Origin of the sequence: Acidovorax sp. SUPP3334 (assembly GCF_030159055.1) — a bacterium.
Classification (GTDB): domain Bacteria; phylum Pseudomonadota; class Gammaproteobacteria; order Burkholderiales; family Burkholderiaceae_C; genus Paracidovorax.
The window spans coordinates 26,573-38,453 of the sequence record NZ_BQXQ01000040.1 but is presented as its reverse complement, the minus strand read 5'-3'; the positions used below and the strand labels follow the sequence as shown (position 1 = coordinate 38,453).

The following is an 11,881-nucleotide window of genomic DNA, read 5'->3' as shown; positions in this document are numbered from 1 at the left end:
GCCTACCTGCGCATGGCCAAGCTCAAGGATCTGCCGACCAACCCCTTTGCTCCTGCTGCCCCGATTGGGCTCGGCGTTACGCCGCATGTTCTCTGAGGTCCAGTTCCACTCGAAACGGCATAGAGCCGGGTTTTGAAGTTCCCTATAATCCTCACCCGTTGCCTATGGCGTTGACTGGGAATATGTGCCTGAATTGTTTTCAGGTTCGATCCGGATCAATCGAATGTAGGCGCTCATTCATGCAGGCAAACCAACTGCGACCGAATTTTCAATTAAATATAAAAAGGAGGTAAATCATGATGTATCGCTACAGAGATGAAAAAGGTCAACTGGTCTATTCAGACCGCATGCCGACGGCCAGCGAGGCAAGCGCGCTGGTGGATGTTATAAGCAATGGCATGGTTGTCAAACAAGAGACGGCTCTCAAAAGCTCGCATGATGAGGCCAAGGGCTATATCGGCGATGCGCGTAAGCACATTCCAAAGATCATCGTATATATCGATTACATAGAGTATTTGAGGAAAAACAATCCGGTGCGTTATCAGGCGTACATGCTTGATATTAAGAAAAACGATCCAAAGACCTTCATCACTTTGACGCAAGCCCGTGTTTTTCAACCGCTCCAGCCGCATCAGCGCCTTTCTAATCTGATGGACGCCAGCGTAGCAGCAATGGGTGATTTGTTTACTGGCCGCTCGGGTTTCAATACGGCAACTACGTATGCAGAAAAAACACTCGTGGAATATATGAAGAAAGATGGCTTTACCCCCGGCAACGTGCTTGGAAGCAAAGCCACCACCTTGCCAAAACAAGTACCCGCCTACAGTAATACCAGGCTGGGGCAGTGGTCGAAAAATGAAAGTGAGAGGCTGGCAAAAATATCCAAGGAAGCCCTGGCAACCACATCAGGAAGGCCTGTATTGAAGGCTGCAAGTACAACCGCAACGCGGGTCGGCGGGCCGATTTTGGATGTGATGATTGGAGCGTTGGATCCTCAGATGGTGCCTGGCATTGCCGCGACTTTTGGACTTGACTCCTACATTAGAAAACTGTCCGCCAAAGGAATTATTCTTGACGATGAAGAGAAATTGCATCTAAGGGGTCATCTAGCAAGAAGTGATTGGGAGGCTGCGAGAAATTTGGTTCGAGAGGCAGCACTCAGGGCTGCGAAATGATTAGAAAATACGCCATTCATTTCGCATGCTTTGTTTTTGGCTTGCTTGCTTCGCTCGCAAATGCCCAATCCATGCCGCCAGACATGCGGAATTTGTGTGATAAGGCAAATACTTCTGTTTTTACGCCGTTGCCGGAATCCATTGGCGCACCTCATTCTGACCCCCTCTTTAATGCCATTGAAATGGGGGGCAATAATCGAGTTGTTAAAATTCTGCTAAAAAATAGAAATCCTGACAAAATTGTAATTAATGGCATGACTCCTTTGGTGGCTGCTGCTTACGTAGGAAATTGGCCTGCTGCTGAGGCATTGATTGAAAGCGGTGCTGATGTAAATTTTAAAGATCCTGATGTCTTAGAGACGCCATTGATGGCGGCTTTGTTGAAATCTAAATATTCGATGGCGTGTAAGCTGATTGAGAATAAAGCATCTTTGCCCACTGAGAAGGTGGATAGGGATAGCTTATTAAGAGAGGCAAAAGTTTCAACGCCAGATTTGCATGACGACGCCGCAGTTTTTGTCAACTTTCTTTTGGAGAACGGTTTTGATGCCAATGATCAAGGAAGCCAAACAGAAACCCCTCTCATGGGCGCAGTGTCCCTCTCCAACATACCTGTTATCAACGTCCTATTGAAGCATGGTGCGCGCTTGGATATTGTCAAAAAAAATGGCTTAACCGTTTGGGATGTGGCACGAAAGAAAAACAACCCCGACGTGCTGAAAATACTAAACGATGCACAGAAAAAGGCAGATGCAGCCAAAAAAAGCGGCGTGAAAGAGCGCCTGAGCCGTTGACAAGGTGCATGGTGAAGCGCATCGCTGGTTTTCATATGGCTCCCTGGTGGCCGCTCAGGTAGAAATTAAGTATGTCCAAGGTGGTTCGACGCATTGCATTACATGCAAGTTAAAAATTCCTTATGAATCAACGGGTTGCAGACTACTCCGAGCATCATGTAGTCTGCGCCGCCTAGCACTAAAAACGTCAATGAAATCAAGGACTTACGAGGATCAGGGTGAGCTAAGAGGCGACCACCCGAAACTTGTGTGTAATGCGATGTCGCAGATGGTGCCTGGTATTGCATCAACTATAGGCTTTGTGAAATACAAAAAGGACTTAGAGGCTAAAGGAATTTTTTTGTATGAAGATGAGCTTTATCTACGGCAATATCTTGCCAGTGGAAACTGGGAGGCCGCAAGAAACTTGATAAAAGAAGCGACTCTAAGGACGGCAAAATGAGATACCGTCTTGGAATAATGTTAATTTGCCTTTTTTCCTTTGGGGAGGTATTGGCATTTAATGGTCAGTTGTCCCCTGCGATGCAACGACTTTGTGATGAAGTGCATAGCACGAAATTTACACCTAGTCCTGTATCTCTGGTGACTCCACATCCTGAAAAATTATTCAACTTAATAGAAATCGGCGGGAGTGATGCAGAGATAATTGCCGCCTTAGGCCGAAGATCACCGGACAAAATAGTTGTTGATGGTGTTACGCCAATGCTAATGGCCGCATTGACTGGGAATTGGAGTGCGGCGTCAGTCCTGATTGACAAAGGAGCGGATGTTAATTATGTAGCCCCCCCCGCCATCACTACAACACCACTTGAAATATCAATATTTAACAGGAAGTTTATCTTTGCCTGCAAATTGATAGAAAAAGGCGCCAAAATTCCCTTAGAAAAATCTGGGCGGAATTCATTGTTTAGAGATGCCCTAATTACACTCCCGCCGGAAATGGAGCAAGGGGCAATTGTCGTTGATTTTTTTCTTGAAAATGGCTTCGATCCAAATGACATGGGCAGCCCGCTTGAAACACCGTTGATGAGAGTTGTAGGGGTTGAGTCTGTGCCTGCTATTCGCGTTCTGTTGTCACATGGCGCACGTTTGGATATTGCCAAGAAAAATGGCTTAACCGTTTGGGATGTGGCACGAAAGAAAAACAACCCCGACGTGCTGAAAATACTAAACGAGGCACAGGAAAAGGCAGATGCAGCCAAAAAAAGCGGCGTTAAAGAGCGCCTGAGTCGTTGACAAGGTGCATGGTGAAGCGCCTCGCTCTGTTGGCCTGCCTGGCCTTGCCTCTGGGCGCCAGCCCTGCCGATTCACTGCTCCAAACCCAGGTGGAGTCATTGCCCCTTCACGTGCAAAAAGTCGAAACCTGTGGCGCCTGGGCCCAAGCGGACCAGGCAGGTTACTACCGCGTAGTCGTTGTCGATGTGCACGAAGGAGCCGGCAGCGAAATCTACGTTCAATGGCTCACGCAGCCGACGCAGGAGCGCAGGTCGAAGTTGGTCCGCACCCTGGTGTTTCCCGAGTTGAATGACGACCACAGCCAATACGCTGTTCAGGAAATGCGCTGCAAAAAGGTGGGCAGTGGAATCGAGATCGCGATCAAGGCGCAGTACGAGCACGACACGGTGGAAAAGACCCATGCCATTCGTGTCCTCGTCAAAGCAGAGGGAACCTACGCGATAGCAGGCATGGCGCGCGGCAACCGACGGCGCTGATCCTGGATAGGGCAGCCTCAGCATCGTTCGCCGGGCGATGTCCTGCCAACCGTTCAGAGCGCAGTCGCGTCACCCCCGGCGCGTCGATCCCCGCGCCACCAGCGTTCCCTCCAGCACCACGCACCGCACCGTCCGATTGGGCTCGGCCAGGCGCTGCAGCAGCAGCTCGGCCGCGGTGCGGCCGATGTCGTACGTGGGCTGCGCGATCACCGTCACGTCCAGCGCGGGCAGGGCGGTCCAGTCGTTGTTGTCGAAGCCGGCCAGGCCGATGTCGTTCGGCATGGACAGGCCCGCGGCCTGGATCGCGTGCAGCGCGCCCAGCAGCAAGAGGCCGTTGGTGGCCAGCACGGCGTCGGGCGGGCTCGCGCCGGCCAGCAGCGCGTTGGCGGCGGCCATGCCGGCCTCGCGGGTCGGGGCGACCCAGTGCGGGGCCGGCTCCAGCCCGCGTTCTCGCAGCGCATCGGCGTAGCCGGCCTGGCGCTCCTGGCCGGTCGTGCTGTGCGTGCCGGCGAGCACGGCGATGCGGCGGTAGCCGGCGTCCAGCAGGTGCTCGGTGGCGCTGCGGGCGGCGGCGCGGTTGTCCAGCACGACGCGGTCGGCGCGGGTGGTGTCCAGCGCGCGGTCCACCAGCACCATCGGAAACGGCCAGTCGGCAGGCTTCAGGCGCTTGAGGCCTTCCATGGTGGGCGAGAGGATCACGCCGCTGGCCTGTTCGTCGGCCATCAGTTCGAGGTAGGACTGTTCCTTGGCCGGGTCTTCATCGGTGTTGCAAAGGATGAGCCGCAGGCCGTGGCGGTAGGCCACGTCTTCCACGGCGCGGCCCACGTCGGTGAAGAAAGGGCTGCGGATGTCCGAGACGATCAGGCCCACCAGCGAAGCGCGCTGCTGGCGCAACCGGCGCGCGGCCAGGTTGGGGCGGTAGGCGAGCGCGGCAATGGCCTGCTCGACGCGTTCGCGCAAGGGCGCGCGCACGGCGCCGGGGTTCGACAGCACGCGCGAGACGGTGGTGGTGGAGACGCCTGCGTGCTCCGCGACGTCCTTGATGCTGGCCAAGCGGCTTTCTCCTGCAGAAAATGAACGTTCAATGTGGTATCGATTTCCAAAATGCTTCGAAGGCAGATCTGGCGCGCTCCATCGGAACCATCATCGGGCGTGATTTTGCGCCGGACTTCAGGCTTGGAAATGGTGGCGATATCTAGGGGGTTTCCCGAATTTCCACAGGGATGGTCTGGCTTGCGGCCTTGTTGGCCGAGAAAAGCGGTTTCATAATCCGCGTCTGGAATCGATACCAAAACAAGGAGACATCGCACCATGTCCACGATCCCGGTCGAGGTCCGCCTGGGCGCTGCGCCCCATAACCGAGAAGATGCCGTGCGCGCCGCCGGCGCACTGCTGGCGCAGGCCGGCCATGCCCGGCCCGCCTATACCGACAGCCTGCTGCAGCGCGAGAAGGTCGCCAATACTTTTCTGGGCCAGGGCCTGGCCATTCCGCACGGCATGGTGGAAGACAAGCACCTGGTGCTGCGCACCGGCCTGGCCGTGTTGCAGGTGCCGGGCGGCGTCCGCTGGGGCGACGATGCCAAGCAGGCACGCCTGGTGGTGGCGATTGCCGCCGCGTCGGACGAGCACATCGCCGTGCTGCGCCGCCTCACCCGCCTGATGCGCGACGACGCCCTGATGGACCGCCTGGCCACCACGCGCGATGCCGACGAGATCGTGCGTGCGCTCACGGGCGATGCATCCACCGGCACTCCGGCATCGGCCGAGGCGGCGGGGCTGGAGGATTTTCCGCTGGGCCATGAGCTGTCGCTCAACTACCCCAACGGCCTGCACGCGCGCCCGGCCGGGCAGTGGGCGCAGGCGGTCAAGCGCTTCACCGCCCGCGTGCACGTGCGCTGCGGCGACACGGTGGCCGATGCCAAGAGCCTGGCTGCGCTGCTGAGCCTGGGCGCCGGCCGCGGCGCGCTATTGCGCCTGTCGGCCCAGGGGCCCGACGCAGCGGCTGCGCTGGCGGCACTGCGGGACACCATCGTGCGCCTGGGCGAAGAGGAAAGCCGCCAGGCCGAGCTGTCCGCCGCCCGCCAGGCCCAGGCGCAGGGGCTGGGCCGCGAACTGGGCGACTGGCAGCCCACGGCCCGCCAGACCTTCACCGGCATCGCGGCCAGCCCGGGTCTCGTGATCGGCATGCTGGTGCAGGCCGGCGCCGCGGCGCTGGAGGTGGAAGACCGCTTCACGTCGGTGGCCGCCGAGGCCGCGGCCCTGGACCAGGCGCTTGCCGCGGCGCAGGCGCAGTTGCAGCAACTGGCCGATGGCGCGCGCGCTGCCGGCAAGGCCGAGCAGGCGGGCATCTTCACGGCCCACGCAGGCCTGTTGCAGGATGCCGACCTGCTGCTGGCCACCAGCCGCAGCGTGGTGCAGGGCCACGGCGTGGCCTGGGCGTGGCGCCGCGCGGTGGGCGAGCGCGTGGCGGCGCAGCGCGCGCTGCCCGATGCCATGCTGGCCGCACGGGCCGCCGATGTGCAGGACGTGGGCGAACGCGTGCTGCGCCACCTGCTGGGGCGCGGCGACGAGCCGGAGGGCGGTGCCGCCGCGGCATGGCCCGCCGATGCCATCTTGCTGGCCGACGACCTGTCGCCCTCGGTCACCGCGCAGATCGATACCGCCAGGGTGCGGGGCTTTTGCACCGCGCGCGGCGGCCCGACGGCGCACACCGCCATCCTGGCACGCGCCCTGGGCCTGCCCGCCGTCGTGGCGGCGGGCCCGGGCGTGCTCGGCGCCGATGCTGCGGCCGGCACCCCCGCCATCCTGGACGGCTACCGCGGCCGGCTTTACGTGGGCCCGAGCGAGACGGCGCTGATCGAGGCGCGCGACCGCATGCAGCGCCTGGCCCGGCGGCAGGAAGAAGAGGCGCGCACCCGCCAGTTGCCTGCCACCACCACCGACGGCCACACGGTGGAGATCGCCGCCAACGCCAACCGCGCCGACCAGGCCGTGCGCGCGCTGGAGGCCGGTGCCGAAGGCGTGGGCCTGATGCGCACCGAATTCCTGTTCCTGGAGCGCGACACGGTGCCCGACGAGGACGACCAGTACGCCGTCTATCGGGCGATGGTCGAGGCGCTGGAGGGCCGGCCCCTGATCGTGCGCACGCTGGACATCGGGGGCGACAAGCAGGTGCCCCATCTCGATTTGCCCGTCGAGGACAACCCCTTTCTCGGCCTGCGCGGCGCCCGGCTGTGCCTGCGCCGCGACGACCTGCTCGTGCCGCAGCTGCGGGCGCTGTACCGCGCGGCGCGGCACGGCCCGCTGTCGGTCATGTTCCCCATGATCAGCACCGTGGAAGAAGTGCTCCAGCTGCGCCAGCGCATGGAAGCCGTGCGCCGCGAACTGGATGCGCCCCCGGTGACCGTGGGCATCATGATCGAGGTGCCCTCGGCCGCGCTGATGGCCGACCGGCTGGCGGCGCATGTGGATTTCTTTTCCATCGGCACCAACGACCTCACGCAGTACGCGCTGGCGGTGGACCGGCAGCACCCGGAACTGGCCGGCATGGCCGACAGCCTGCATCCTTCGGTGCTGCGGCTGATCGAACGCACCATCGCAGGTGCGGCAGCGCATGGGCGATGGGTGGGCGTGTGCGGCGGGCTGGCGGGCGAGCCGCTGGGCGCTGCGCTGCTGGCCGGGCTGGGCGTGCAGGAACTCAGCATGAGCAGCGGCGACATCGGCAGCGTGAAGGCGCTGCTGCGCCGCCATTCCCTGGCCGAACTGCAGGACCTGGCCCGCCGCGCGCTGGACGTGGACACCGCCGACGAGGTGCGTGCCCTGGGCGCCGCGCTGCGCCCGGCGAGCCCGATGGGCGACGGAGGAACGCCATCATGAGGTTTGCTATGAAATTAATAGCTATGTGCCCTAGTGTTGATTGTGCTGGTGCCGTTTTTGGGTACGAGTGTTCGGCCCCTGCCATCGCGGGGGAGGCCACGCCATGACGACCGCATTGCCTTCGAACACCACAGCCTCGGCGGCCCAGGCCCGCGTTTTCACCGTCACGCTCAACCCGGCCATCGACCAGACGGTGCGGATTCCCACGCTGGTGCCCGGCGCGGTGCACCGCGCGCTGGGGCAGCAGATCGAAGCCGGCGGCAAAGGGATCGGCGTCGCGGCGGTGCTTTCCGCGCTGGGCGTGCCAGTCACCGCGAGCGGCTGGCTGGGCGCTGACAACGACGCCGTCTTCACCGCGGCCTTCGCAGCCAGCGGTATTGCCGACGCCATGGTGCGCGTGGCGGGCAGCACCCGCACCAACATCAAGCTGGCCGATGCCGAACGCGGCGATTCCACCGACATCAACCTGCCCGGCCTGGCCCTGGCCCCCGGCGCGCTGGCGCAGGCCGAGGCCGATCTGCTCGCCGCGCTGCAGCAGCAAGTGCAATACGGCGACTGGTGCGAACTGGCCGGCAGCCTGCCGCCCGGCGCCACGCACGGCGTGTGGGAGCGGCTGGCCCGCGCGCTCGCCGCGCAGGGCGCGCACATCGTGATCGACACGGGCGGCGACGTGCTGCGGCAACTGCTGCAGCGCCTGTCCGATCCGGCCGCCGGCCCTGCCGTGCCGGTGGCGCTGGTCAAGCCCAACCGGGCCGAGCTGGAAGAACTGGCCGGCCGCGCCCTGCCCACGTTGGCGGAAGTGGCCGAAGCCGCTTCTGGCCTGTGCCAGCGCTATGGGGTGCGGCACGCGGTCGTCTCGCTCGGTGGCGAGGGCGCGGTGATCGCCACGCCACAGGGCCGCTGGCATGCGGCCGCCCCGCGCGTTCCGGTCGCCACGACGGTGGGTGCGGGCGATGCGCTGGTGGCGGGCACGCTGGCCGCGCTCGCGCGGGGCGGCACCTTCCCGGGCGCGGCGGTGTTCGGCATGGCCTGCGCCGCCGCGCGCATCCAGCGCATCGCCCCCGGACTGCCGCCGCGCGCCGAGGTGGAGGCCATCGCCGCCGCCATCGCGCCGCAGCCGGTCTGACCGGCCCGCCCCCTGAAAACGAATCTGCACGGAGACCCATCCCATGGCCCACCTCATCGCCATCGCCGCCAGCCAGGCCGGCCCGGCGCACAGCTTCATGACCGGCGAGGCGCTGCGCGCCGCTGCCGAACGGCTCGGCCACCACATCGCCCTGAGCGTGCGCAGCAGCCTGGGCACCCAGGGCGGCTGGACGGACGAGGAACTCTCCCGCGCCGACGCCGTGATCATCGCGGCCGACATGGCCGTGGACCGCGGCGGCCTGCCTGCCGCACGCCTGCACGAAACCACGCCGGGGGCCGTGCTGGCCGATGCGGCGCAAGTCGTGCGCGCCGCGCTGGCACGACCGGGTGCCGTCAGCGATAGAGACAGAGATAGAGACAGCGAGGGTGCCGGTGTTGTCGCGGGTGGCGGTGTGCCGGCACACGACGCGCCCGCCCCGGCCGCTACCGAAGCGGCACGCCCCCTTCGCATCGTCGCCGTCACCTCCTGCCCCACGGGGGTGGCCCACACCTTCATGGCGGCCGAAGCGCTGGAGCAGGGTGCGCAGGCGCTGGGCCACACGATCAAGGTCGAGACGCAGGGATCGGTCGGTGCGCAGAACGCCCTCACGCCCGAAGAGATCGCCCAGGCCGACCTGGTGGTGATCGCCGCGGACACGCAGGTGGACCGTGCCCGGTTCGCCGGCAAGCGGCTGTATGCGACCGGCACCAAGGCCGCGATCCACGATGCGTCCGCAGTGTTCGCCCAGGCATCGGCGCAGGCTGCCGTCTGGGGCGACGCGCCCGCAGCAGGCACCGCCGCAACGCCTGGGGCGGCGCCTGCGGGCGCTGCCGCCCGCAGCACCGAGCGCACCGGCCCCTACAAGCACCTGATGACCGGCGTGTCGTTCATGCTGCCCTTCGTGGTGGCGGGCGGGCTGCTGATCGCGCTGGCCTTCGCGCTGGGCGGCATCTACGTGTACGACGATGCGCACCAGGGCACGCTGGGCTGGACGCTGTTCCAGATCGGCGCCAAGGCCGGCTTCACGCTCATGCTGCCGGCGCTGGCGGGCTACATCGCGTTCTCCATCGCCGACCGCCCTGGCATCGCGCCGGGCATGATCGGCGGCCTGCTGGCAGGCACCGTGGGCGCGGGCTTTCTCGGCGCCATCGCGGCGGGGTTCATCGCGGGCTATTCGGTGTACTGGATGAACCGCGCCATCCGCCTGCCGCGCACGCTCGATGGCCTGAAGCCCGTGCTGCTGCTGCCGCTGCTGGGCACGCTGGTGGTCGGCGTGCTCATGATGATGGTCATCGGCAAACCCATGGCCGGCGTGATGGCCGCGCTCACCGAGTGGCTCAAGGGCCTGCAGACCGGCAGCGCCGTGCTGCTGGGCGTGATCCTCGGCGCCATGATGGCGTTCGACATGGGCGGGCCGGTCAACAAGGCGGCCTATGTCTTTTCCACCACCTTGATCGCCAGCGGCGTGGCCAACCCCATGGCTGCCACCATGGCGGCCGGCATGGTGCCGCCGCTGGGCATCGCGCTGGCGTGCTGGGTGTTTCGCAGCCGTTTCAGCGGCGAGGAACGCGAAGCCTCCAAGGCCGTCGCCGTGCTGGGCCTGGCCTTCATCACCGAAGGCGCGATTCCGTTCGTCGCGCGCGACCCGCTGCGGGTGATTCCCGCGTGCATGGCCGGCGCGGCCGTGGCGGGCGGCCTGTCGATGATGTGGAACATCGGCCTGCAGGCGCCGCACGGCGGCGTGTTCGTGCTGGCCATTCCGAACGCGGTCAACCACGTGGTGCTGTACGCACTGGCGATCGCGGCCGGCACGGGGGTGACGGCGCTGGCGCTGGGGGTGCTCAAGCGGCGGGTGGCGGTTGCGGCCTAGGCACCGGGCAGAATCCGGCGCACTTCAGCCGCCCGGTCGATTGCGCCTCGCGAGGCGAAGTGCCTGGTCGGGCCAATCGGGTCAGTCGGCCCAGGGGGTGACCGCAGGGCGGGGCAGCTTGTGCAGATGGCGCGCCGTCTCGAGCACCGACTGGACCGCATCATGGTGCGCGGCACTGCCGGGCGCGAGGCCGTAGGCTTCTTGCACGATCCGGGACGCCATTCGCTCCTGCTCTTGCGGCGGCAGGCCCGCCAATTTGTCGCGGACCTCTCTGGCGAATGTGCGCGAGACCACCTGGGCCTCGGCATATTTTTCCCACGCGGTGGGTTGAAGCCGTTTCTTCGCCAGCATGGGGCCGACGTTTTCCTCATCGTCCGAATCTGCATCCATCTCCGGATGGGCGCCGGGAATCAGGCGCTCGACCAACTGCTTGGCTTCTGCGGCCTGGCTCCCCGTGTAGGTGGCATGGACCGCGACGGATGCATTTTTCCACGCACTGTGCCTGGGCCGCACGGCCGGGCCATTGGCCCACGGGTCCATCAAGATGGCAGCCTTTTTCGATGGATCGCCGTCCTGGCCGCGCAGCAACTCGGCCCAGCTGTGAATGCTGTCGGGCACGCGTTCTCCGCCTTGGTCCTTTGGCTTGCGCAAAGTCACGCGGGCACTGACCGTCGTCGTCTGCTCGCCGGGCGCCATGTGCGGCGCATGGAGGATGGAGGCCAGGCCGGCATGCTCGTCGCAAACGGCCGCGCCCATGACCGCCGCCACCGCAAGGCGCCGGCCGTCGTCGTATTCATGGCTGGTCACCGATGACCCGATGCCGTTGTGTCCGCCCGAAGGGGCATCGTCGGCCTGCACGTTCCCGCGGCCGTGCTCCAGCAGCACGCGAACGTCGTGCACGGTCTGCCCTGCCGCAGCCCATCGCCTCGGGCTGGTGATCGCTTCTCCGGCCACCTGCTCGCCCAGAAGGTAGGCCGCCTGCTGGACCTCGTGCGTTTCCAGCGGAGCGTCGCCACCCCAGCGCAAGGCGCCTGGGGACGTACCGAGGACGACTCTGGGCGCCGGCAAGTGGACCGCGGCGGGGACATTCGTTCGGGCGGGAGGGGCGTCCGCCCGTGCCGCAGGCTGGCGGCTCGATGCACCCTGGGGCGCGGAAGGCACGGAGTCCGCCGGGCTTGCGGTGCTGGCGCCATGGTGCGGGGTGTTTCGGGGGCCCGAAATGCGGTTGCCCATGGGGAAATTCCTGAAATTCCTGGTGTTCTGGGCTCGCCGGAGGGCGCGCCCGCCAATGGCGATCATTGGCGCTTTTGTACCGTTCGCGCCGCCTG

Annotated in this window: 10 protein-coding genes; 8 read left to right on the top strand and 2 right to left on the bottom strand. The window is 64.3% G+C overall.

The genetic code is table 11. The annotated features are described in order from the left end of the window. The first annotated feature begins 296 nt into the window (after window positions 1-296). From AVHM3334_RS19260 to AVHM3334_RS19240, 5 genes are read left to right on the top strand one after another with little or no spacing between them, the layout of a single operon-like run. On the top strand, window positions 297-1,175 hold the full coding sequence (locus tag AVHM3334_RS19260; RefSeq protein ID WP_284415016.1) for a hypothetical protein: 879 nt from the start codon (window positions 297-299) through the stop codon (window positions 1,173-1,175). Beyond that, entirely contained in the window at window positions 1,172-1,969 is a 798-nt protein-coding gene (locus AVHM3334_RS19255; RefSeq protein ID WP_284415014.1) for an ankyrin repeat domain-containing protein, read from the top strand. Before AVHM3334_RS19260 ends, AVHM3334_RS19255 begins: the two co-directional genes overlap by 4 nt. A gap of 4 nt (window positions 1,970-1,973) precedes the next feature. Further along, window positions 1,974-2,411, top strand: coding sequence for a hypothetical protein (locus AVHM3334_RS19250; RefSeq protein WP_284415012.1), 438 nt, complete (start codon window positions 1,974-1,976; stop codon window positions 2,409-2,411). Further along, window positions 2,408-3,205: an ankyrin repeat domain-containing protein gene (locus AVHM3334_RS19245; protein WP_284415010.1), complete on the top strand. Its 798-nt coding sequence runs from the start codon at window positions 2,408-2,410 to the stop codon at window positions 3,203-3,205. The genes AVHM3334_RS19250 and AVHM3334_RS19245 overlap by 4 nt, the downstream gene beginning before the upstream one ends. An 8-nt stretch (window positions 3,206-3,213) precedes the next feature. Beyond that, complete coding sequence (locus AVHM3334_RS19240) at window positions 3,214-3,681, top strand: hypothetical protein (RefSeq protein ID WP_284415009.1); 468 nt, start codon at window positions 3,214-3,216, stop codon at window positions 3,679-3,681. Between the two features lie 69 nt (window positions 3,682-3,750). Here the strand turns inward: AVHM3334_RS19240 and AVHM3334_RS19235 are convergent, their stop codons facing one another. Next, a complete protein-coding gene (locus tag AVHM3334_RS19235; RefSeq protein WP_284415007.1) occupies window positions 3,751-4,734 on the bottom strand; it encodes a LacI family DNA-binding transcriptional regulator in 984 nt (327 codons plus the stop codon). A gap of 258 nt (window positions 4,735-4,992) precedes the next feature. On the opposite strand from AVHM3334_RS19235, the gene ptsP reads away from it, so the two are divergent. From ptsP to AVHM3334_RS19220, 3 genes are all read left to right on the top strand, one after another. Next, window positions 4,993-7,557 carry a phosphoenolpyruvate--protein phosphotransferase gene (gene ptsP, locus AVHM3334_RS19230; RefSeq protein ID WP_284415005.1) on the top strand — a complete coding sequence of 855 codons (2,565 nt, stop codon included), beginning with the start codon at window positions 4,993-4,995 and terminating at the stop codon, window positions 7,555-7,557. Window positions 7,558-7,660: 103 nt separating this feature from the next. After that, entirely contained in the window at window positions 7,661-8,683 is a 1,023-nt protein-coding gene (locus AVHM3334_RS19225; RefSeq protein WP_284415003.1) for a 1-phosphofructokinase family hexose kinase, read from the top strand. A gap of 43 nt (window positions 8,684-8,726) precedes the next feature. Then, window positions 8,727-10,553 (top strand): PTS fructose-like transporter subunit IIB, encoded by a 1,827-nt coding sequence (locus tag AVHM3334_RS19220; RefSeq protein WP_284415002.1) that lies wholly within the window; start codon window positions 8,727-8,729, stop codon window positions 10,551-10,553. A gap of 81 nt (window positions 10,554-10,634) precedes the next feature. Here the strand turns inward: AVHM3334_RS19220 and AVHM3334_RS19215 are convergent, their stop codons facing one another. Then, window positions 10,635-11,786 carry a hypothetical protein gene (locus tag AVHM3334_RS19215; protein WP_284415000.1) on the bottom strand — a complete coding sequence of 384 codons (1,152 nt, stop codon included), beginning with the start codon at window positions 11,784-11,786 and terminating at the stop codon, window positions 10,635-10,637. Window positions 11,787-11,881: the final 95 nt, after the last annotated feature.